Source organism: bacterium (assembly GCA_019912885.1).
Classification (GTDB): Bacteria; Lernaellota; Lernaellaia; order JACKCT01; family JACKCT01; genus JAIOHV01.
The window spans coordinates 1-23,075 of record JAIOHV010000188.1 but is presented as its reverse complement, the minus strand read 5'-3'; the positions used below and the strand labels follow the sequence as shown (position 1 = coordinate 23,075).

At 64.7% G+C, this 23,075-nt stretch carries 17 protein-coding genes; 4 read left to right on the top strand and 13 right to left on the bottom strand.

Annotated elements, in window-relative coordinates; all coding sequences use genetic code 11:
- Positions 1 to 1,701 (bottom strand): hypothetical protein (locus K8I61_16445; GenBank protein ID MBZ0273629.1); only part of this gene is annotated, 1,701 nt, incomplete at its 3' end.
- A gap of 244 nt (positions 1,702 to 1,945) precedes the next feature.
- Here K8I61_16445 and ileS point away from each other — a divergent pair.
- Entirely contained in the window at positions 1,946 to 5,137 is a 3,192-nt protein-coding gene (gene ileS, locus K8I61_16440; protein ID MBZ0273628.1) for an isoleucine--tRNA ligase, read from the top strand.
- An 89-nt stretch (positions 5,138 to 5,226) separates the two neighbouring features.
- Positions 5,227 to 5,514, top strand: a complete 288-nt coding sequence (locus K8I61_16435) for a hypothetical protein (GenBank protein ID MBZ0273627.1) — start codon at positions 5,227 to 5,229, stop codon at positions 5,512 to 5,514.
- Positions 5,515 to 5,534: 20 nt separating this feature from the next.
- On the opposite strand, the gene K8I61_16430 is transcribed toward K8I61_16435, so the two are convergent.
- The 3 genes from K8I61_16430 to gspN form a co-directional block, all read right to left on the bottom strand.
- Positions 5,535 to 5,981 (bottom strand): PIN domain-containing protein, encoded by a 447-nt coding sequence (locus K8I61_16430; protein MBZ0273626.1) that lies wholly within the window; start codon positions 5,979 to 5,981, stop codon positions 5,535 to 5,537.
- Positions 5,959 to 6,330, bottom strand: coding sequence for a hypothetical protein (locus K8I61_16425; GenBank protein MBZ0273625.1), 372 nt, complete (start codon positions 6,328 to 6,330; stop codon positions 5,959 to 5,961). The genes K8I61_16430 and K8I61_16425 overlap by 23 nt, the downstream gene beginning before the upstream one ends.
- A gap of 191 nt (positions 6,331 to 6,521) precedes the next feature.
- Positions 6,522 to 7,436 carry a type II secretion system protein GspN gene (gene gspN / locus K8I61_16420; GenBank protein ID MBZ0273624.1) on the bottom strand — a complete coding sequence of 305 codons (915 nt, stop codon included), beginning with the start codon at positions 7,434 to 7,436 and terminating at the stop codon, positions 6,522 to 6,524.
- Between the two features lie 196 nt (positions 7,437 to 7,632).
- Between gspN and alaS the strand changes: the two genes are divergently transcribed.
- A complete protein-coding gene (gene alaS / locus K8I61_16415) occupies positions 7,633 to 10,263 on the top strand; it encodes an alanine--tRNA ligase (GenBank protein ID MBZ0273623.1) in 2,631 nt (876 codons plus the stop codon).
- 36 nt (positions 10,264 to 10,299) lie between these two features.
- Here the strand turns inward: alaS and K8I61_16410 are convergent, their stop codons facing one another.
- From K8I61_16410 to K8I61_16370, 9 genes are all read right to left on the bottom strand, one after another.
- Positions 10,300 to 11,295, bottom strand: a complete 996-nt coding sequence (locus tag K8I61_16410; GenBank protein MBZ0273622.1) for an NAD-dependent epimerase/dehydratase family protein — start codon at positions 11,293 to 11,295, stop codon at positions 10,300 to 10,302.
- A 431-nt stretch (positions 11,296 to 11,726) separates the two neighbouring features.
- Complete coding sequence (locus K8I61_16405) at positions 11,727 to 12,647, bottom strand: bile acid:sodium symporter family protein (GenBank protein ID MBZ0273621.1); 921 nt, start codon at positions 12,645 to 12,647, stop codon at positions 11,727 to 11,729.
- A 2-nt stretch (positions 12,648 to 12,649) separates the two neighbouring features.
- Positions 12,650 to 14,398 carry a thiamine pyrophosphate-binding protein gene (locus K8I61_16400; protein ID MBZ0273620.1) on the bottom strand — a complete coding sequence of 583 codons (1,749 nt, stop codon included), beginning with the start codon at positions 14,396 to 14,398 and terminating at the stop codon, positions 12,650 to 12,652.
- Between the two features lie 336 nt (positions 14,399 to 14,734).
- On the bottom strand, positions 14,735 to 15,523 hold the full coding sequence (locus tag K8I61_16395) for a M48 family metallopeptidase (protein ID MBZ0273619.1): 789 nt from the start codon (positions 15,521 to 15,523) through the stop codon (positions 14,735 to 14,737).
- Positions 15,524 to 15,645: 122 nt separating this feature from the next.
- Entirely contained in the window at positions 15,646 to 16,167 is a 522-nt protein-coding gene (locus K8I61_16390; GenBank protein MBZ0273618.1) for a hypothetical protein, read from the bottom strand.
- On the bottom strand, positions 16,164 to 17,000 hold the full coding sequence (locus tag K8I61_16385) for an SDR family oxidoreductase (protein ID MBZ0273617.1): 837 nt from the start codon (positions 16,998 to 17,000) through the stop codon (positions 16,164 to 16,166). The genes K8I61_16390 and K8I61_16385 overlap by 4 nt, the downstream gene beginning before the upstream one ends.
- Positions 16,997 to 17,716, bottom strand: a complete 720-nt coding sequence (locus K8I61_16380) for a TetR/AcrR family transcriptional regulator (GenBank protein ID MBZ0273616.1) — start codon at positions 17,714 to 17,716, stop codon at positions 16,997 to 16,999. The genes K8I61_16385 and K8I61_16380 overlap by 4 nt, the downstream gene beginning before the upstream one ends.
- 345 nt (positions 17,717 to 18,061) lie before the next feature.
- A complete protein-coding gene (locus K8I61_16375) occupies positions 18,062 to 21,625 on the bottom strand; it encodes a glycosyltransferase (GenBank protein MBZ0273615.1) in 3,564 nt (1,187 codons plus the stop codon).
- Between the two features lie 105 nt (positions 21,626 to 21,730).
- Positions 21,731 to 22,390 carry a hypothetical protein gene (locus K8I61_16370; protein MBZ0273614.1) on the bottom strand — a complete coding sequence of 220 codons (660 nt, stop codon included), beginning with the start codon at positions 22,388 to 22,390 and terminating at the stop codon, positions 21,731 to 21,733.
- Between the two features lie 144 nt (positions 22,391 to 22,534).
- Between K8I61_16370 and K8I61_16365 the strand changes: the two genes are divergently transcribed.
- The coding region (locus K8I61_16365) for a nitronate monooxygenase (GenBank protein ID MBZ0273613.1) at positions 22,535 to 23,075 on the top strand (541 nt) is incomplete at its 3' end.

The window sequence follows — 23,075 nt, the reverse complement described above, 5'->3', positions numbered from 1 at the left end:
GTCGTCCGCGTCATCGTCGTTGGCGTCATCGTCGTCGGCATCGTCATCGTCCGCGTCATCGTCGCCGGGGATCGTCGTGGTGGTCGTGGCGCCGGTGATCGTGGTCGTGGTGGTGGTAGTCGTCGTCGTCGTGGAGCGCTCGTCCACGCCGATATCCCAGCCGGCGTCCTGTGGGCGCGGGTCGCCTTCGAAATCCAGATCGGCGAGATCGCCGCCGTACCACGTGGCCGGATCGATGCCGGCATCGATCAGGGGGCTGCTCGGATTCACGTGGAAGTCGTTGACGCCGACGAAAATCGGATTCTCGGTGATATTGCCGGACGCATCGTCGCAGCCCGTCCATAAGCACAAGTGCAGTGCCACGAGCGAGTCGACGCAAACCCCGATGACGGGCTGCACCATGCAGTCCATCGACGCGCCCCAGATATCGTTGTTGATGAGCGTGATGCCCGCGCCGGTGTTGGCGAAAACGCCCTGCGCGTTGGATCCGGTGCCGGAATGGATGAAGTTATTGACGAGCGTCGCATCGGCCTGGAACACCGCCACGCCGCGCGAGGTGGTCGCTCCGCCGGCAACGACCTGCGTGTCGAATATCACGTTATTGACAAAGGTGCCGTTGCCGGACGCGAACGACACGCCGTTCATCGTATCCGTGCTCGATCCAAATTCGATGATGTTGTTGATAAAGACCGGATCGAGCTCGTCGTCGCTTGTCGCCACGACGATCGTGTTTGCAAGCGTGCCGGTCGCCGTTCCGCCTTCAATCGTATTATTCAGCACGACGCCTGTGCGTGCGTGGAAATCCAGGCCCGTCACGGTCACGCCAATACCGCCGTCGATGTCGTTGTCCTCGATCCACACCTTGGATTGATTGGCGACATCCACGCCCGTGCTGTCGCCGGCGCCGTTGCCGCCATTGACCTCGTTGCGCGCGATGAAGGCGTAATCGGTCAAAAACAGGATGCCGTGATGCGCGGACGATCCGTTGCCGCCGTCGAGCACGTTATCGACGATCGTGACGCGCGTGTCGGTATCCGTCGCGATGGCGCGCGTCGAGGCCAGACCCGTCGGTCCGTTGATCGTGAATCCCTGGATCGCGACGGTCGAACCCGTCAGCACGAACACGGCCGCGAGGTTCGTGGCCTGACCGTTGATGGTCGTCTCGTTGTCCTCGATGTCGCGCGACCAGCCGTCGATCGGATTGTATCCGCCGAAGATCGAAACATTCGTTTCAACGGCTTCGTCGTAGGTCCCTTCGCCGACAAACACGTTCGGGCCGCCGTCGGTCGTATTGATGACGTCGATGGCCTTGCCGATCGTCGCGAACGGCGCGGCTTTCGTTCCGGCGTTGGCGTCATTGCCCGAGAATTGGGAGACGAAGTAGCCGGTGGATTCGTCCGTCACGAGGTCGTCGCCGCCGCAGTCCTGATCGATGCCGTCATCGGGCAGTTCCGGCGCGAGCGGGTTGATCGAGAAATCCGTGTCGTCGCAGTCCGTATTCAGTTCGGACCAGCCGTCGGGGCAGGATCCAAACACACTCGGCGACGAGCCCAACTCGCCGACGCCGTCGAGGTCGGCGTCCGGGTAGCAGTTGACGCTTCCGGCGCCGGCGTCCCGGGGGCCGGACAGCACGAACAAGGCCGCCGCCCCAATGGCCAGCGCCAGCACCATGAAAAAAGCAATTCGCCTGGAATTCGACATGGATATCCTCCTGAAATATTCGCGCCCCAAGAAATTCGATCCCACGAAAAAATCAGCCCCTTGAATCGGCGAACCGCCAACGTCGGTCAAGAAAAAAACACGACAATGCGTAAGGCGCCACAATTTCGTCGCCAAACGCCCCGTCGCGCCGTTTGCGGCACCGCGTTTACAATCGGCCTTCGCAACCTATAATCGCGGCTTTCCGCGCCTGGTCGGCGCGCCTTCGCGTTCACAAGGGACCCTCATGCCCCGCAAGGTCGATACCTGGTTCGATGTCGTGAAGCTTGAGCACCGCGTGCTCGAGCACTGGAAAACCACGCAAGCGTTCGAGAAGCTGCGCGAGAAAAATCGCGACGGCGAGGTCTGGTCGTTTCTGGACGGTCCCATCACGGCGAATAACCCCATGGGCATTCACCACGCGTGGGGACGCACGCTCAAGGACGCCTATCAGCGCTATCACGCCATGAACGGACGCAAGCTGCGTTGGCAAAACGGTTTCGACTGCCAGGGCTTGTGGGTGGAAGTGGAGGTCGAAAAGCAGCTCGGCTTTGCGACCAAGCGCGACATCGAGGCGTTCGGCATCGACCGGTTCATCGAGCTTTGCAAGGAGCGCGTTTTCAAATATTCGGCCATCCAGACCGAGCAGTCGATCCGCCTGGGCTACTGGATGGACTGGACCGACTCGTATTTCACGATGTCGGACGAGAACAATTACACGATCTGGACGTTCCTGCGGAAATGCCACGACCGCGGGCTGATCTACCGCGGCGAGGACGTCATGCCGTGGTGCGCGCGCTGCGGCACGGGCATCAGCCAGCACGAGATGCACGAGGGCTACAAGCCCGTGAAGGACCTGTCGATCTTCTCGCGCTTTGCGGTCGCGGGGCGCGAGGGCGAATATTTCCTCGTATGGACGACGACGCCCTGGACGCTCAGCTCCAACACCGCGATCGCCGTCAACCCGGAACTGACCTACGCGAAGGTGCGCCAGGGTGATGCGATCTACTACCTTTCGCACGCGCTCGCGAAATCCGTGGTCGGACGCAAGGGCGCGTTCGAAGTGCTGGAGACGATGAAGGGATCGGCGTTCGAGGGTTGGCGGTACGCGGGACCGTACGACGAGCTTTCGATGCAGCAAACCGACGGCGGGCATCCGGTGATCTTCTGGGACGCGGTCGCGGAGCAGGAAGGCACGGGCATCGTTCACATCGCGCCCGGCTGCGGAAAAGAAGACTACGAGCTCGGCAAGAAGTTTGACCTGCCGCGCATCAGCCCGATCGACGAGCTTGGCGTTTTCGTCGAGGGCTTTTCGTATCTCACCGGCAAAAGCGCGCACCAGGTGGCCGAGCTTGTCGTTGACGACCTGAAGAAAAAGGGCGTTCTGTTCGCGACGGAAAAGTACGAGCACAGCTACCCGCACTGCTGGCGCTGCGGCACCGCGCTGCTTTTTCGCGCGGTGGACGAGTGGTTCATCGAGATGGATTCCTGGCGCGAGGAGATCAAGGACATCGCGCGGCAGATCCAGTGGATTCCGTCGTACGGCCTGGACCTGGAGCTCGACTGGCTGTCCAACATGCGCGACTGGATGATCTCGAAGAAGCGCTACTGGGGACTCGCGTTGCCGATCTGGGTGTGCGAGGCGTGCGACGCGTTCGAGGTGATCGGATCGAAAGAGGAATTGCGCGCGCGCGCGGTGGCGGGCTGGGAGGAATTCGACGGCCATACGCCGCATCGCCCGCACGTGGACAAGGTGGAGATCGCCTGCGCCCGGTGCGGCGGGCGGTCGAAGCGCGTTCCGGATGTCGGCAATCCGTGGCTGGACGCGGGCATCGTGCCGTATTCGACGCCGCTTGTTCCGAAAGACGCGCCGGAAAAGGATCGCAAGACGCTCTACGCGTCGGATCGCGCCGAGTGGGAGAAGTGGATCCCCGCGGATCTCGTGCTCGAGTGCTTCCCCGGCCAGTTCCGCAACTGGTTTTACGCGCTGCTCGCGATGAGCACGATGATGGAAAACAAGCCGCCGTTCAAAACGCTGGTCGGCCACGCGCTTTTGCGCGACGAGACCGGCGAGGAGATGCACAAGTCAGCCGGCAACGCGATCTGGTTCGAGGACGCGGCCGAGGCGGCGGGCGCGGACGTGCTGCGTTGGGTGTTCTGCCGGCACGAGCCGCAAACGAACCTCAACTTCGGGTACGGCGCGGCGAAGGAGGCGCGCGGCAAGTTCATCAACACCTATTGGAACGTGTACGCATTCTACGCCAACTACGCGCGCGTCGCGGGATACAACCCGTTTGTGGGCGACGAAACGACCGTCGCCGATCGGCCGGAGTTCGACCGCTGGATTCTCGATCGCCTGGCCGCCGCGACCGAACGCGCGCGCAAGGGATTCGAGAGTTACAACCTGCGCGCGGGCGTGATGGCGGCGGAGGAGTTCGTCGAGGAGCTGTCGAACTGGTATCTGCGCCACAACCGCCGCCGGTTCTGGGGTGAACTGACCGACGCCGGCGTGCGCGCCGCGTTCGATACGCTGTTCGCGTGCGTTCGCGATCTGACGCTGCTGATCGCGCCGGTCATGCCCTTCATGACCGAGGAGGTCTTCGGCAACATCATCGCGGGGGAGGACAAAAACGCGCCGGTGTCCGTGCATCACCTCGCGTATCCGCCGCTGCGCCCGGAATGGCGCGACGACGCCCTCGCCCAGCGCATGGAACTTCTCGAACGCGCGACGCACCTTGTGCTCTCCGCGCGCGAGTCCGCCAAACAGCGCGTGCGCCAGCCGCTGGCGAAGGCGACGCTCGGCCCGGCGACGGAAGCCGACGCGCGCGCGCTCGAAGGCGCGAAGGCGTTTTTAGCCGAGAATCTGAACGTGAAGGAAATCGCGATCGCGAAAGCCGGCACGCCGTCGCCCGCGCAGACGATTGTGAAGCCGAATTTCCGCACGCTCGGCAAAAAGCTCGGGCCCAAGATGAAGGCGTTCGCCGACGAGGTTGCGCAAAATGGCGTGGCGATCGCCGCGAAGTTGCCCGCCGAGGGAACGTCCGCGTACGAATTCGACGGCGAGAGCATCGAGCTTGCGCGCGAGGATTTCGTCATCGAGACGACATCGCCGGAAGATCACCACGTCGCCGAGGAAGCGGGCCTGTGGATCATGCTCGACACGCGCCTCACAGCGGAACTTGAACGCGAGGGGTTGATGCGCGACATCCTCCGCCGCATGCAGGTGATGCGCAAGGACGAGGGGCTGGAGATCGAGGATCGCTGCAAAGTCGTGTATCGGACGGACGACGAAAACGCGGCGCGCGCGATGAGCGAGTTCGCGGAGGCGATCAAGGAGGAGCTGCTTTGCGTGTCGCTTGAGGCGGGCGAGCCCGGCGACGGCGCGACGGAGATTTTGGCCGGCGGCGCAAAACTTGCGGTGTCGCTGACCAAGGCGTGATCCGCGGCGGCGGTTGCCGCGCGCCCTCGCAGTCCCTACGATGAGACGCTTTGATGGGCGCGCCCATCCACCTTATCGGAGGACGAACGATGAAGATTTCCGCTTTTGTTTTCGGTCTTCTTTTTCTGCTGACGGCCGGACTTCCGCTTGGCGGCTGCGACTGCCTCACGGGCGATGATGACGATGACGACGACGACGATGACGATGTCTCGTCGCTTTCCGAATGCCTGGAGAAGTGCGAGGAGGCCGTCACCCGCTGCAACGAGGAGTGCGGCGACGGAATCACGGGCGAGTTGTGCGAGGCGGCGTGCGAGGAGCTCGACGAGCAGTGCGTCGAGGAGTGTAACGATCAGTTCGGCGAGGAAACGACCGACTGACGGTTACGCAAACATTGGAATCAGTTAACGGGGGCGGGGTCGACGATCCCGCCCCCGATCATTTTGGCGTCAAACAGCGGCGCAAAATCGCTATCGGTGGTGAGAAGATTGGCTTCGATCGCGCGCGCCGTCGCTGCGATCCACATGTCGTTCTGTCCCATCACGTGCGCGCCGCCGGGATGCACGCGGCAGAAATTGGCGATTTCAACGTAGGCGGTGACGAATTTATCTCCAACGATCGGAATTCGAAAAAATCTGCGCAGGACATACTCCAATTTCGCCATTCGTGATGGTCCCCACGAGCGACGCTCGGCAATCGCCCGTATCTCGCCTTCCGTGACAATGCTTATTAGTGCCGATTTGGGATCGGCAAAAAGCGCGTACTTGTCAGCAGCACGGTGGAAAAAATCGCCGTCGCGAACAAACAACAATATCAGATTTGTATCAACGAGCTTTTCGGATTTCACGGAGGTCGTCTAGAGCTTGTTGAAATTCTTCGTCCGTCATTTCGATCGAGCCAACGACATCCGCAAGCGTAAGCCGAGGATTCACGACCGTCCCTCGCGGCAACTCGCGGCGACGACCCGTCGACAGATTTCCGAAGACATCGTCGTTTGGTCGCGGATCGCTCAATTCCCGCACAAACAGAAAGGCCGGGCGGCCTGTCAGGTCGTCGTAGAACAATTCGCCCCACACCGTGACGTGTCGATCGACCCACGGTTTGGCGTCTTTAGCGCGCGGATAAGGTGAATCGGGGCTCGCGGGCTCGACACCGGGAAGGATGGCGGCGAGATTTTCATCGAAGACGAGCCGCAAGATGACGCCCGGATCGACGTCAAGCGCGTACCCGCTTTCGAGACGCACGAGCTTACCGAACAACGCGTGCGCGTGCGGCGCATATCTCGGCGTAAATTTCTCCTTGCGCGCCATGCAACCTCCGCATCGCATTTTCGCACAAACATCCACGAAAAAGCGACGGGATATTTTCGCGTTGCGCTCTCGCGCCGCTAGCGCATGCTCACCTTGGGATCGGAGAGCGGGCCGTTGACGGTGATGCGATACCACCCTTCGCGGTCGGGCGAGCCGAGCATCGCGAGCTCCTGGAAGTTGTCCATGAGCTGATCGGAGGGCTTGGCCTTCAGCGTCAGGTTGGCGCGCGCGCTCTGGATGGTGTTGCCGAGGTTGACGCGGCCGGTCAGCGAGAGCGCGAGGTTGTCGCCCTCGAGGTTGAATTCCTCAAACGTGACGCCGCTGCCGGAGAAATCCATCTTGATGGAACTCGGCTTGAAGTTGATGTCGGGCAGCTCCTTGCCGAGGATCGTGGAATTCACGACGCGCATGTCGTTGAAGGCCACGTCGATGTCGCCCCGGCTGGCCTTGCGCACCACCGGATCGACGTAAACGTCCACGTGCCCGGAAACCTTTCCGAATACGTTGAGCTGGCCGTAGTCCTCGACGAGCTTGGCGAAGTTATAGCGGTTCAGGTCGAGGTCCTGGAAGTTCACCGCCGTCGCGAACCGCCCGCCGCCACGCACCTCCGCGACGCCGGACACGCCGCCGCCGTAGGCAACGAGGTCGTAGTCGATGACCGCGCGCCGCGAAAGCAGCTTGAGCAGGTGCAGGCGGAAACGCACCATTTCGATGTCGATGATGACCTTCGAGGCGTCATCCGGATTCACCATCTTCACGCCGCGCAGTTCCATGCCGCTCATGCGCAGCGGCGACAGCTCATCGACGATCACACGCGTGCTGGTCTTGGCCTCGAGCTGCGTCACGAGCATCTGGCGGATCATGTCGAACGGGAACGTCAGGTAGAACGTGACGAAAAAGAAAAAGCCGAACACCGCGCCGTAAATCAGCGCCTGTTGCAACGAAAAGCGCCCGATGAGCGCCCGGATGTTCGGGCCGATTTTTGTCGCCATGCTCCACTCACGAAATCGCGCCGAAAATCGCGGCGCGGCAGATTTCGACACGCTCCGCGAGCGCGGGGTTTAACCTTCTAGCACCGCGCCGATGGTGCAACAACCCCGCCGTGCCTGCGCCCGGTTGCAACGCCCCCGCCTTTGTCGTAATCCCTGACTTCTTTCGCGGGCTTTTTCCGCGCGTGGGTGACCGACGATGTTAGGGCGTGAGATTCGAAAAGCGTTCCTCGACTATTTCGCGGGCAAGGGGCATCGCGTGATGCGATCGAGCCCGCTCGTGCCGCAGGGCGATCCGACGCTTTTGTTCGTGAACGCGGGCATGGTTCAATTCAAAAATGTCTTCCTCGGGCAGGAGGACATCGGCACGAAACGCGCGGCGACGAGCCAGAAATGCCTGCGCGTCAGCGGCAAGCACAACGATTTCGATCAGGTTGGACGCACGCCGCGCCACCACACGTTTTTCGAGATGCTCGGCAATTTCAGCTTCGGCGATTATTTCAAGCGCGACGCCATCGCCTACGGCTGGGAGTTCGTCACGCAAACGCTCGGCATCCCCGCCGATCGCCTGACGGCCACGGTGTTCGAGGAGGACGACGAGGCGGAGAAACTGTGGCTTGAAATCTCCGGATTGCCCGAGGAGCGCGTCGTGCGGATGGGCGCCGAGGACAACTTCTGGGCGATGGGCGACACCGGCCCGTGCGGGCCGTGCAGCGAGATCCATGTCGATATGCGCCCGGGCGCGCCCGGCGGCATCAAGGACGATCCCGACCGCTTCCTGGAAATCTGGAACCTCGTCTTCATGCAGTTCGACCGCGCCGCGGATGGCACGATGAAGCCACTGCCCGCGCCGTCCGTAGATACCGGCGCGGGGCTTGAGCGCCTGGCTGCCGTAGTGCAGGGCGTGCCGACGAATTTCGACACCGACCTGTTCGCGCCGATCCGCGAGCGCATCGCGGCGCGCGCCGGCAAGACCTACGGCGAGGACGCGGATGCCACGGTGTCGATGCGCGTCGTGTGCGATCACGCGCGGTCGATCACGTTTCTCATCGGCGACTCGGTGCTGCCGTCGAACGTCGGCCGCGGCTACGTGCTGCGCCGCGTGATGCGCCGCGCGGCGCGCCACGGCGTGCTGCTCGGCATCCGCGAGCCGTTTCTCGTTGACATGGTGGACGGCGTCGTCGAGGCGATGCGCGATCAATATCCGGAGCTTGTCGAGCAGGCGAGCTACATCAAGAAGGTCGTGCGCGTGGAGGAAGAACGTTTCCTGCGCACGCTCGACAACGGCCTGCGCCTGTTGAATCAGGAGACCGCGAATCTCGGCGGCGCGCGCGTGCTTGCGGGCGACTTCGCGTTCAAGCTTTACGACACCTTCGGGTTTCCGCTCGATCTCACCGAGGACATCGGCCGCTCGGAGGGCTTCACGGTCGACACGAAGGGGTTTGAGGCCGCGCTCGCAAACCAGCGCGTCAAAAGCTCGAAAGGCGACAAGTTCGACAAGGAGGCCGGCCTCGGCGCGGCGCTCGGCGAGTTGGCCGGGCAGGGCGTCGTTTCGCATTTTGCCGGGTACGACAGCACGGAACTCGACGCGGAACTGGTGGGCATCGTGATCGGCGGCGAACTCGTTGCGCAGGCGGGCGCCGGCGACACCGTTGAGCTTGTCTTCGACGCAACGCCGTTCTACGGCGAGAAGGGCGGCCAGATCGGCGACACCGGCTCGCTTTTCGGCGACGGCGTGCGTGCCGAGATCAGCGACGCTCGCTGGGCCGGCGAATCGCTCATCGTGCATCACGCCAAGGTGACCGAAGGCTCCGTGCGCGTCGGCGACACGCTGACGCTGCGCGTCGATTCCGCGCGCCGCGACCTGATCCGGAAAAATCACACCGCGACGCACCTTCTCCATCACGGCCTTCGCGCCGTGCTCGGAAAAGATGCGAAGCAGGCGGGCTCGCTCGTCGCGCCGGATCGGCTGCGTTTCGACTTCACGCACTTCGCGGCGATGACCGACGACGAGATTCGCGAGGTGGAGCGCATCGCGAACGCGATGGCGATGGCGGATTACGCGGTTGAGACGCGCGTGCTTTCGTACGACGACGCGGTGAAGACGGGCGCTATCGCGCTGTTCGGCGAGAAATACGGCGCCGAGGTGCGCGTCGTCGCGGCGGGCGATTCGGTGGAGCTTTGCGGCGGCACGCACGTCGCGCGCACCGGGCACATCGGGCCGATCTTCATCACCGGCGAGTCCGCGATCGCGGCGGGCGTCAGGCGGCTCGAAGCGGTCACCGGCCCCGGTGCGGTCGAACGCGCGCGGCGAACGTTCGACGCGGAACGCAAGCTGACCTCGCTGTTCAAGGCGCCGCCGGAGCAGGTCGCCGAGCGCGCCGAGCAGGTGATGGACGAGCTGCATCGCGTGGAAAAGGAGGCCGAGCGCTTGCGCGAAAAGCTGACGCGGCTCGCGAACAAGGATCTCGTCGATCGCGCGATCGACGTGGATGGAACAAAGCTTCTGGCCGCCGTGGCGCAGGCGCCGACGGCGAACGATCTGCGCGTGGAGGCCGCGCGCCTTCGCGACAGGCTCGGCTCGTCCATCGTCGCGCTCGGCGCGGCGGTGGATGGCAAGGCGATGTTGTGCGTCGTCGTGTCACCCGATCTCGCCAAACGCTTCCCCGCCGGCAAGATCGTCGCGCCGCTGGCGAAGATGGTCGGCGGTGGCGGCGGCGGAAAGCCCGACATGGCGCAGGCCGGCGGGCCGGACGCAACCAAGCTCGACGAGGCGATCGCCTCGGCGGAGGGCGTCGTGCGGGAGTTGGGCGCGAATATTGAGGAGTGAGGATTGAGGATTGAAGATTGAGTATCGCGCCCGCCCTTACTTCCCGCGCGACTTGGCGAACAATTCGAACACCTCTTCGCTCGTCTTGCGTGGCAGGCCGGGGAACGCGGCCTTGAGGGCGTCGTTGGCGAGCACGGGACGGTAGGCGAGAAAGTCGATCTGCTCCGGGCCGTACTGCGAAAGACGCAGCGCGCGAAGAAGCGACAGCGTCGCGGATAGAACGCCGCGCGGAATCGACACATACGGCTTGCCGAGCCGCTCGGCGATCTGCCTCATCGTCATCACGCCGTCGCCCGCGAGGTTGAAAATGCCTTCGCGCCGGTTGTGCACGCCCTCGGCGACGATCGTCGCGACGTCCGCGTCCCAGATGAAAACAAACGGCGTGTCGTGACCCTTCACGCCGAAGACGATTGGCTTGTCGAACAGGTCGGTGATCTGATTGTTTGTGTTCGCGCCGAGGATGGTGCCCGGCCGCAGCACGAGCTGGCGCGTCGGGCGAAGGCCCACGCGAAATGCGGAGAGCATCTCCTCGACCAGGCGCTTGTGCCGCGCGTAGGGGAACGAATCGTTGCCGCGCAGCGCGTCCGTTTCGCGAAGCCACTCGGGATTGTCGGCGTGGTAGCCGTACGCCGCGCCGCTCGAGGTGATGACAAGCTGCGACACCTTGAATTGCTCGCATAGCTCGAGCACACGGCGCGTTCCCTCCACATCGACCTGGTACTCGCGCACGACGTTGCGCTTTTTGCCCGGCGTCACGATCGACGCGAGGTGGATGACTGTGTCGGGCATGTGCGTTCGGAAAATACCGACAAGCCGCTCGTCGGAGACGTCGGCGACGAGATGCGTCACGCGCGGGCGCGCATCGGCGTCGGACGACGGCCGGATGTCGAGCGCGACGATGCGTTTGATCGTGCGCGGATCGGCCGCGAGCGCGTCAACGACCAGCCGGCCGACGTAGCCGAGCGCGCCGGTGACAAGCACCGTCCGCGGCGGCTGGGGCGGCTCTTTGATATCGTTCGGATTCTCGATCATTTTTTTCTACGGAACACAGAGAACACGGAGGAGTCACGGAGTGCACAGAGGGAAATTATATACCACCGCGAAGACGCAAAGAACGCGAAAGGGCAAAAAGGGCGCAACATTTTTCGCGCCGCTCCCGCGACGTCATCCTGAGCGTCGACGTCATCCTGCTCTCGCGACGTCATCCTGAGCGAAGCGAAGGATCTGGCTCGCCCCTGCTGACGGCCGCTTCTTCCGGGGCGGGGCCAGATCCTTCGGCTCGCTACGCTCGCCTCAGGATGACGGGCTCGCGTTACTCGCCTCAGGATGACGGGCTCGCGTTACCCGCCTCAGGATGACGGGCTCGCGTTACCCGCCTCAGGATGACGGGCTCGCGCTGCGCTCGCCTCAGGATGACGGGCTCGCGTTACTCGCCTCAGGATGACGGGTTCGCGTTACCCGCGTCAGGATGGTGACGCCGCCGCCGCGCGGCGGTCGCGCCAGGCGAGGCCAAGCGCGAGCGAAAGCCCGCTGACAAGATGCCAGACGCCCCACCACGCGCAGATGACGGCCATGCCTCCAAGCCCGTCGAAGAAATTGAAAACGAGCGCAAGGCCGAGCGCGGAGTTTTGCATGCCGACCTCGATCGCCACCGCGCGGCGGTCGCGGCTTTGCAAACCGAAAAGACGAGCGCCGGCGTAGCCAAGTCCGAGCGCCAGGGAATTGTGCGCCGCGACGACGACAAGCACAAAGCCCATCGCGGTCATGAACTGCGAAACGTTCGCGACGAGCGCGGCGACGATGAACAGCGAGAAAAAGCCGATGGCGAAGATCTTCATCGGCCGATGCGCGCGCGCGGCGAACGCGGGAAATTGCGCGGCGACGAGCATGCCCACGGCAAGCGGCAGGCCGAGGATGGCGAGAACCGTCGAGGCGAGTTCCCACGGCGACACCTCGATCGCGCGCAGGATCGACGCGGTCTCGGGCGCCATCGAGCCCCAGAGGGCGAAATTGAACGGCGTCGCGGCGACGGCGACCGCCGTCGATACGGCCGTCATGCTGACCGACAAGGCGGTGTTGCCGCCGGCCAGGTGCGTCACGAAATTCGAGATGTTTCCGCCCGGGCAACTGGCGACGAGGATCATGCCGAGCGCGATGCTCGGCGCGGGGTCGATCGCGCGCGTCAGCAGATACGTCGCCGCAGGCAGGAACAGGATCTGGCAGACAAGGCCGATCGCCGGGCCTTTCGGATCGCGCGCGACGCGGCGAAAATCGTCGACGCGCAAATCCAGCGCCACGCCGAACATGACGAACGCGAGGATGACGTTGAGCGCGGTGAGCGTTTGCGGATTGAACGAGAGGCGGATCGAATCGACCGCGTCCACGATCAGCCCTTGGGCTCCGCGTGCATGTCCTTGAAGTCCTTGAGCGACGGCGCCCACATGTGCGTGACGGGATCGACCTCCACGTGCACCACGGCGCAACGGCCGGCGTCGCGCGCGCGCGTGAGCGCGGGGATGAGATCGGCGTTTGTCTTCGCGCGTTCGCCGTGCGCGCCGAACGCCTCCGCGAGAGCGTCCCACTTCGTGTCGGTGAGATCGGCGTTGATCGTCTCGTCCGCGTCGAGCGATTTTTTAATGAGCGTCTTCAGCGGGCGCAGCGTGAACTGCTGGTTCATCTTCACCATGCCCCAGGCCTTGTCGGCGAGGACGACGTACACGACCGGGAGATTTTCGCGCACGGCGGTTTCGATTTCCTGCGGCTGAAAGCCCATGGCGCCGTCGCCGATGACGCACACCGCCGGGACGTTCGGCCGCGCGACCTTCGCCGCGAGCACCTGCGCGACGCCCGCGCCGAGCATGCCCATTTTGAAGGTGGACAGCAGCGCGCCGGGATTCGCGGCGACGGAATAGAACTGCCCCCAGATCGCGGTGTTGCCGCCGTCCATGACGAGCACCGCGTCGTCGCCGAACACCTCGCGCACCGCGGAGCCGACGGCGGCGGGATGCACGCCGTTGGTTTCGGCCTCGAGCTTCTTGTCGAGCGCGGCGCGCGCCTCCACGACAAGCGCGCGATGTTTGTCCACGAGCGCCTTGCGCGCGGAAACATCCGGCGCGCGGCTTGAGATCTCTTCCGCGAGCGCGGCGAGAAACGTGCGCGCGTCGGCATGCACGGCCAGCGTCACCGGCTTGTTCAGCCCGAGCGACGACTCGTCGATGTCCACCTGCACGACCTGCTGCTCACCCGGCGCGCGCCAGTAGGGCGGCTTGCCCCACCAGTCGGTCTCGCCGAATCGCGTGCCGATCGCGAGCACGGCGTCCGCGTCGTTGTGCACCTGCATGTTCACCTTGACGTGGATCATCGGAATGGCGAGCGGGTGCGTCTCGGGCAGCGCGCCTCTACCGCCCCAGCTTGTCGTCACGGGCGCGTGCAAGAGTTCCGCGACGCGGCGCAGCTCGTCGAACGCGCGCGCGTGCACGGCGCCGCAGCCCGCGTGGATGATCGGCGACGCGGCGTCGATGAGGATGTTCGCGGCCTCGCGCACGAGCGCCGGATCGGGCGCGGGCGCGTGAACGCGGCGATATTGCGCGGGCGATTGCGCGGCGGGGGCCGCGTCGAATTTCCCGTTCATGATGTTTTCGGGAACGTCGAGATGCACGACGCCCGGCTTGCCGGTCCACGACGCGCGCAGCGCCTTGCGCATCAGTTCAGGAATGCGTTCGTAGGAGGGTACCGCGGCGTTCCACTTGGTGATCGGCCGCGTCGTCGCGATCTGGTCGAAGCCCTGATAAGATCCGCCGCGATCGGGATAGACGATCGGATGCCGGCGGCAGCTCGTGATGATGAGGACGCGATGGCCCTCGGTGTGTTCCACGGCGATGCCCGGCAGCGCGTTGGCGACGCCGGGGCCGTTCGAGGCCATGCACACGCCAAGCTTGCCGGTCAGCCACGCATACGCGCCGGCCATGTGCACGGCGCTCGTCTCGTGCCGGGGCGTGACGTGGCGGATGCCCACCTCGCGCAGGCTCGCGTAAAAGCCAAAATAGGTTCCGTCGATGATGCCGAAGACGACCTCGACTCCCTCGGCCTTGAGCATGTCGGCGATCAGCCGCCCGCCGCTTTTCTCACCCGCCATGATTCGCCCCTTGTCGATTCGACGCGCATACGTTGAAGGCGATCAATCTAGCCGCGCGAGGGCGATGGGGCAAACGAGGAGCGAAATGGGGATTGTCGAGTCTGGAATGCGGCGCCGGCCGTCAGCAGTCAGCAATCAGCCGTCAGCAATCCGCCGTCAGCAATCAGCAGTCAGCAATCAGCAGTCAGCAGTCAGCAATCAGCAGTCAGCAATCAGCCGACGCCCACACGAGCTGACGTCTGATCGCCGTCCATTCGGTCCATCATGTCCATTTTGTCCATTGGCTTTAGGGCATGGGCACGGGCACGGGCACGGGTGGGGCATCGAAGCGCCGCGTCATTCCCGCGCCACGTAATACCCCATCGCGTCGCGCATGTGCTTGCGGATTTTCTTGACGCGCGTCGTGCTGACGGGGTGCGTTGAAAGGAACTCCACGGTCTTTCCGCTCTTTTCGCCCATGCGTTTCCAGAAGTCCGCCGCTTCGCGCGGATCGTATCCCGCCATCGCCATGAAGATGAGCCCCAGGCGGTCGGCCTCGAGTTCGTGCTCGCGCGAAAACGGCAAAAGCGCGCCGTAGGTGACGCCGAGGCCATACGCCGCGCCGACGGCGGTCTTGACGGATGCGCGTTTTTCGCCGCGCAGCGCGACGGCAAGCGCGGTGGCGCCGGCCTGCGCCAGCATCATTTGGCTGACGCGCTCCGCGGAATGGTGCGCCGCCGCGTGCGCGATCTCGTGCCCCATCACGACCGCAAGGCCGGTTTCGTCTTGCGTCAGCGGGAGGATGCCCGTGTACACGGCGACCTTGCCGCCGGGCATGCACCAGGCGTTGGCGGTCTTGTCGGCCTGGATGAGGTTGTATTCCCAGTCGTAGCCGCGAACGCGCGAGCGCATGCCGTGGCGTTTGAAGTACGTCTCGACGGAATCGGAGATGCGGTCGCCGACACGTTTCACCATGCGAACGTCGGATTTATTCGCGCTCTTGTTGTTCTGCTTCAGAAAGGAGCGGTACTGGCTGTCCGCCGCGTCATGCAGGGTCTTGTCGGGGATGAGCGCAAGCTGCTTGCGCCCGGTGAGCGGCACCGTCGCACACGCGGCGGCGAAAACGAAGGCGAGCGCGATCGCCATGGCGCGCGTGCGCGGCGACGAGCGCCGGCGGATCGCGGCGTCCGGTTTCATGCGGCGAAGCATACAACACTCCCGCCTCCTCCTTGTGTAAGGACGAAACGGGAGCGCGAAAGGTTAAGGCGCTAGGCCGCGTGCGCCTCGCCGCGCGTGACGCGAAGGCTTGCGAGGAAGCGCGGCGCGCTCCGCATCCGGAAATGCGTGACGGATCGCGACACGAGGCGCCCGGTCTTCGCGTCGGCGATCGTGCCGAAGCACGTCGTGTGCGAGAAAGGCAGGTTCCACCAGCGGATATTCACCTTCTCGCCGACGAAACGATAGCCGCGCCCGTTCGCCGTGAAGGTGAAGTCGTAGGTGATCGCGTGGTCGTCGAAATAGCGGAGCGCCAGCGTGCCCCGGCAGGCGGCCTTTTCGCAAAGACCGTCGGCGGTGATCCAGCCGGAAAGCTCCTGCGTGAGGAATCGGTCGCCGCGCGGATCGAGCCATGCGGCCAGATCGCGCGGGCCCCACGTGACGGCGAATTCAAACGGCCGCCTCCCGCGCGGGCGCCCGTTCCCGACCAGCTCGTGCTCACCTACCATCACCTCGTCCATGTGAAAACCGACCGGGTGTTCGGCGAAGAATTCGCGCAGGCGATTGACAATCATGATGCGCTCCCGCTCGCGTGCGGGCGGGCGGGGCCGGCGAGCACGCGGTTCGTGATGTAGGCCATGGCGCCGGCGACCGGCGGTACGAGCCGCGCGAAGTAACCGACATCGTTGATGACGCTGACCATCTCGACCTTCCGTTTCCTCTCGACCGCGCGGAAGATGATGCGGCCGACCTTTTCGGGCGTGTGCGAGTAATAGGGGAGCAGCTTCATGCTCATGCGCTGCCCCCAGGTTTCGGCTTCGATCTTGTCGTAGAAGCCGGTGTTCACCATGAACGGGTACACCGTCGTGACGCTCACGCCGTATTTGGCGAGTTCCACGCCGAGCAACTCGGACCACGCGCCGACGGCGAGCTTGACCGCGGCGTACGCGCCCCAGGTCGGCAGGCGGAAAAACGCCTGGCCGCTCGAGACGTTGACGATGTGCCCCGCGCCTTGCGCGATCATCGCGGGCAGGAACGCATCGACGTGATGCAGCGGGCCGAACAGGTTGACATTGACGAGCCGCTTCCACGTGGACAGCGACGTTTCGGCCAACTCGCCGGCGTAGCCGATGCCCGCGTTGTTGATCAGCACATCGATACCGCCATGCGTTTGAGTGACATCGGCCGCAAGCTTTTTTACGTGCGCGATTTTCGTCACGTCGCAAGCGTGCGCCATCGCGTCGAAACCCTTGTCGGTCAGGCGCCGCGCCGCGCCGTGTACGGCCTCGGCGTTGACGTCGGTCAGAATCACGCGCGCGTTCGCCTTCGCGAAACATTCCGCCGTGGCGAAACCGATTCCGCCCGCGGCGCCGGTGATGAGCACCGTCTTTCCCTTCATCTTCGTCATGCCGACTTCCTCCCCCCGGCGGCCTTTTTGGCCGGTTTCGCTGTCGATTTTTTCGTCGATTCATTTTCGCGCGCGGCCCCCGAATGCGCCGCGCCCGGCCCGAATCCGAGAAACGCGAAATCCACAAGCTCACGCACGACGGCATCCACATCGCCGTCGGCGATCTCCCCCTTGACCCACAGATCGATGAACTGCGTCGCCATGCCGACGATGGCGCGCGAGACGACGCGCGTATCGCACGGCCGAGCGAAACCCGCTGCGATCGCGTGATCGAGGTAGTGCCTCGCGAGCAGCGCGAACTCCGAGAAGACCTCCTCGACGAGCGCCTCGATCTCGCGATCGACCGAACGCGCCTCGCGCAGGAACAGCAGGGCGAGGTCGCGGTTTTTTTGCGCGACGTGCGCGGCGCGCGTGACGGCGTCGATCGACGCGGCGCGGTATTCGACCTCGTTTTGCGGGAGGCGCGCGCTCATCGCGGAGAACTGCTCGAGCATCTCGCCCGACAGGCGCGAAAGCAGCGTCACGAAGATTTCGCGTTTGTCCTCGAAGTGGCGATAGAAGGTGCCCTGGCCGAAACCCGCCTCGGCGACGATGTCGGCGATGAGCGTTGCGTGATAGCCGCGCGACGCGAACACGCGCCGCGCCGCGGCAAGGAGCGCCTCGCGGCTTTTGCGCTTTCGCTCCAGATCGGCGCGCTTGCGTAGGTCGGTGGTCATGCTTGCGCTCCCGTTCGTTCGAGCCGGATTGGCGGCAGGGGGATCAAAACCGGACGGACTCGTCAGTCCGTCTGATGAGCAAACTAAATGATACGGACGGACGAGTCAATCCGGATTTTCAGAAATTCGTAAGAATGTGAAAGGTGCGGAAACATTGGAGCGTGTGCGAAAGGGACGATACGCAAGACGCACGGGCCCGCGTGCGGAATGCACCGCTTGCCGGCGCTCGCGGCGTGGATTCTTGGTGTTATCGAAGGGCCGTCACCCGGCGCAGTCGGGGAGGCCGCTTGCCGGCGTGCGCGGCTCCGTTAGTCGCGAAACGCGATCCGGAATCCGAAGTGCGTCTTATTTCATCATCGGGCGGTGGTCGCCGTTTTTGCCCTTGTCCTCGATGCGTTTCATACCGGGGAAAATTTGAACGCCCGTTCGATTTTGCCACCATTCCATGTAGGCGTTCGTCACCAGGTTGACGCCCCACAGCACGCCAAGGCGCGGCAGGCGTCCGGTGTATTTGGCAATGCGGTGCTTGCGCCTCAAGTATCCGCGAAACTCCTCGTCCTCCTGAAGATCGAGCAGGATTCGCTCGGCGAGCGCGTAGTGGCGGCGCAGACGGTCGAGTTCGCCCTCCAGGTTCGAGGCGTGGCGGCGGATCTTGTCGAGGTCGCTCGCGGCGATCTCGTAGTTGTGCGCGGTCGCCGCGAGGTCGGCGGACGTTCGGTCAAGCTGCGCGCGCGCGCCCGCCAGCTCCGTGTCCAGGTCGACGATCTTTTGCGCCTGGCCGGTCGTCTTGTTTTCGAGCGCGTCGAAGCGCTCCTTCGCCGCGGCGACGAACGCCTCCTTCTCGGACACGACGCGGTCAAGCTCAATGAACTTTGACTTGATCTCCGCGTTCAGCCCGTCGAGTTGTCCCTTCAGCGTGGCGACCGCTTCCTCGCGCGCCTCGAGTTCCTTTTGCAGGCTTTCGACTTCCGCCATCAGTTCTCCCTCGCGCGTCTTTAACGCCTCGGACGCGCGGTCCTTTTCGATCGAGTCGTCCTGGGTCCTTCGGAGCAGGACGAGGATCTCCTCCTCCTTGTCCTTCATCCGCGCAGCCTCGGCTTCTCGCTCGGCGATCACGCGGCGCCTTTCGTCTTCCATGTCGCGCACCTTGGCGCGGTGGTCCTTTTCTTGCTCCTCGAAGCGCTCCTGGAACTTTTCGATGTGCCGGTCGCGCCGCGCGACCTCCTCTTCCTTCAGGAGATTGACGCGCTTCACCTCCGCGGTCAGCTCGCGGGCGTCGGTCTCGCGCTTTTCGATTTCGCGCGACATGCGCCGCTCGATCTCCTTGCGCTCGTCCTCGGCCTCGCGGCGCACGCGGGACAGCTCGTCCTCGTGCTTTTCGGCGAGGCGCCGCGTTTCCTCGTCGCGCGCCTCGGCCTTGCCGCGCGCCTCGGCGTTCACTCGGCGAAGCTCCGCGTCGTATTCCTTCTTCGTGTCCTCGCGGCGTTCGATCTCCGCGGCCAGGCGCGCCTGTAGCGATTCCGTCTCGCGGTCGTGCCTCTCGCGCAGTTGCGCGAGCTGCTGTTCGTAGCGTTCGTTCGATGCCCGCGTCGCGCGATCGTGTTCATCGACGAGTTTCTGCTTTTCGCGACTGAGCGTACGGAGTTCCTCGTCGGCCTTCTCGCGCGCGGCCTCGCGCTTTTCGATCTCGGCCGCGATGCGCGCTTCGGCCTCCTGCTGGGCCTCATCCTGCTTTTCGCGAAGCTTGGCCAACTCCTGCTCGTGCTTTTCGACGATCTTGCGCGTGTGCTCGTCGTGCGTTTCGACGAGCCTGGCGGCCTCGCGGTTCACGCGGCGTATTTCCGCTTCGTATTCCTTTTTCATCTCCTCGCGGCGCTCGGCCTCGCGCGCGAAACGCGCCTCCGCCTCTTGCGCGGCGGCGGCGCCCGCGGTGCGCAGCGCGGAGGTTTCGCTTTCATGCTTGAGCACGAGCATCCGCGTTTCCTCGTCGTGCGTTTCGACGAGCTTGGCGGCCTCGCGGTTGACGCGGCGGATCTCCGCCTCGTATTCCTTTTTCATGGCCTCGCGCTTTTCGCTTTCGGCCGCGATGCGCGCATTGGCTTCTTGCTGGGCCTCATCCTGTTTTTCGCGAAGCCTGGCCAGCTCCTGCTCGTGCTTTTCAACGATTTTACGCGTGTGCTCGTCGTGCGTTTCGACGAGCTTGGCGGCCTCGCGGTTGACGCGGCGGATTTCCGCCTCGTATTCCTTTTTCATCTCCTCGCGGCGCTCGACCTCGCGCGCGAAGCGCGCCTCGGCCTCCTGCGCGGCGGCGGCGCCCGCGGTGCGCAGCGCGGAGGTTTCGCTTTCGTGCTTGAGCACGAGCCGCCGCGTTTCTTCGAAATTCTTCTTGCGCGTTTCTTCCTTGTCGAGGTTCAGGCGCTTGATTTCCTCGGACAGCTTGTCCGCGCGTTTGGCGGCTTCGCGCTCGATCTTTTGCGCGTGCGTGTCGTGTTCTTTCTGCTTGCGTTCGAGCTGCTGCTGCAACTGGCGCACGTCCTTGCGCGCGTCGGCGATCTCGGCCTGATGGCTCTTCACCGTCTGGCGCAATTGCTCGTCGAACTCGGCCGCGCGCCGGCGCATGTCCGTGGCAAGCAGCTCGTAGCGCTCGTCCTTGGCATTCAGACGGCGCTCGTTTTCAAGCGAAAGCGTACGCATCTCGTTGCGCGATTCCGCGACGTGCGCGCTCGACAGGTTCTGATAGTACTCGCGGAAATCGTGCATCAGGCTTTTGCCGCGCGCGCGGCGCACGGGCCGGGCGACGAAATTCGCCAGCGGCTCGGCGGCGCGTTTGGGATCGAACATCCCGGCCGCGAGCCGGCGCGCGTTGGCGCTTTTTCGCCGGGCCGCGGCTTCGTCCTTTAGCGCCTCGCGCACGGCGCCGGCGATCGCGGCTTCGTCGTTCGGGTCGACCACCCAACCGGCGTCGAAATCGGCGACCGGCCCGGCCAGCTCCATGTTGGCCGACGTGATGACCGGAAGCCCGCACCAGAGGTATTCGACGGTGCGTGTGGAGTACGCCAGATCGCGCTCGGGATTCGACTGGTACACGTCAAGCGCGGCGCGCGCGCCGGCGTATTGCGCAAGCAGCGCGTCGCGCGCAACAAGCGCGTTCAGCTCGACGGCCTTGAAGGGGGCGAGACGCTCGCGGTAGTCCGCCCAGATGCCGCGATTGATGCGGTAAAGCGGATGGTCCCTGGCGAGCGTCGGCTCGCCGACCCAAAGGGCGATCCTGGCGCCGCGAACCTTGCCGGCCTCGCGCGCGGCGATCTCGAGCGCGGGAAAGGGGTCGATCCACGGCCAGGTCGATCCGCCGAACACGATCGTCGGCGCGGTCCTGGCCGGGCGCTTTTGCGCCTTGCCGTCGATCGAAAGCGGCACGGTGGCGATCGCCGGCGATTTCGGATCGGCGCCCGCCATGAGGCACCACGGCAGAAAATACTGCTTCTGCGCGCGGCCGGGCACAATGACGAAATCCGCGCGCGCGAGTGCGTCGATCTTGGTCATGGCGTCGGTGCGAAAATTCGCGCCTTCCTTGAACGCGTTCTCGAGGGCGAGCGGCCCGTGCAGGTCGATGACAACGGGGATCTCGAGCGGCGGCAGGAAGGTCGCGAGCGCCCACTGCTCGATCAGCACGACGTCCGGCATGATCGAGAAGATCGTGTCGGCCAGGTTTTCCGGCACGTGCGCGGCCTTGACGATCGCGTCGGTGTCGCCCTCGTCGATCAGCTCGCGGGGAACGGAAAGAATGACCTCGTGCCCGTGGCGCGCGAGGCCGGCGGCCAGGCCCTTGACGCGCAGGGCGCCGCCGGTGACCGAGCGCCCGGGGCGGGACGGCGCCTCGGACGTGATGAAGAGGACTTTTCGTTTCATGACCCGCGATGATACGCGAAGAGCGCGCCCCGTGTCATGGTATCGACGCGGATCCGGGCACCCTTCGGGAACCCGCGCGAGCCCAGGCGGCTCGCGACGGGCGGACTATTCGACGTTTTCGTCCTCGGGCGGCAGGTCGCCGTCGCCGGCGAGCTGCTCTTCTTCCTCGATGATCTGGTTGAGCAATTCTTCTTCGGTCAATTCGTCGGCATCGTTGCCCGCTTGCGGTGCGAGCGTGCTCGCGGAGGGGAGTCCACCCCCGTTCCCGGCTTCGCGCTGCAAACGCATGGCCTCGCGGCGCGCCTGGCGTTCGGCCCGGCGCTTGGCCAGATGTTCCGCCTTGGTCATGCCGCCGCCGTTTTCGTTGCGATTGAGGATGCCCGATCGGAACGGGCTGTTCCGCGGTCGCCTGTTGAGCTGCCTTTGGAGCGGTCCCTGTTTTCTCGCGTTGTCGGCGGGCGACGCGGGTTGGGCGGCGGGCTCGGCGGTGCTGTCCTTTTCGCCGCCCGTCAGGCGCGACAGGAAGCCGCCTTTCGCGTCAGGCGTATCCTGCGTCTCCTCGACGCGCTGGGCGCGTTCGCGCTGGCGTTCCGCGCGCTCGCGGGCGCGCAGCATGGCGGGATCCTGATTGGCCGCGTCGAACACGGAGCGGTCGAGCTCCGGCCGCACGAGCCCCGGCACCGGCGGCGGCGGCGTCCGGAAATATCCCCACGCCACGGAAACAAAAACAAGCACGCCGGCGGCGGCGATGATTTTTTCGCGCATCCTTCGATTCTCCCGACGGATCGATCCGTCTTTCGCTTACGCGAACCGCGACCGCAAGGGAGCGGTTCCCCAGGGACGATCAATAGAGATTGATCGCCGAAAATGCAATGATGCGACACCTCGAACCGGATCAAGGTTGTAAGCATGCGCTCCAGAATCCTCGAATTGTTCGGTATCGAACGCCCGATCGTCGGCGCGGGCATGATCCATGTTTCCACGGCGGGATGGGCCGCCGCGGTGGCGGACGCCGGTGCGCTTGGCCTGATCGCCGGCGGCCACAACACGCCGGAGTCGCTGCGCGCCGAGATCCGCCTCGCGCGTGAAATGACGCGCGGCGCGCTCGGCGTGAATGTTCCGCTTCTCTACAAGCACGCGCCCGATCTATTGCGCGTGTGCGTCGAGGAGGATGTGCGCATCGTCTTCACGAGCGCGGGTAACCCCGCGAAGGTGACACCGCTTCTCAAGAGCGCGGGCATCATCAACGTGCATGTCGTGCCTTCGGTGCGGCTGGCGCAAAAATCCGTGGAAGCCGGCGTGGACGCGGTGGTCGCCGAGGGCTACGAGGCCGGCGGGCACGTGTCGCGCGATGGTCCGACGACGCTCGTGCTCACGCGGGCGGTGGCGCGCGCGGTCGAGGTGCCCGTCATCGCGGCGGGCGGCATCGCCGACGGCGCGGGCGTCGCGG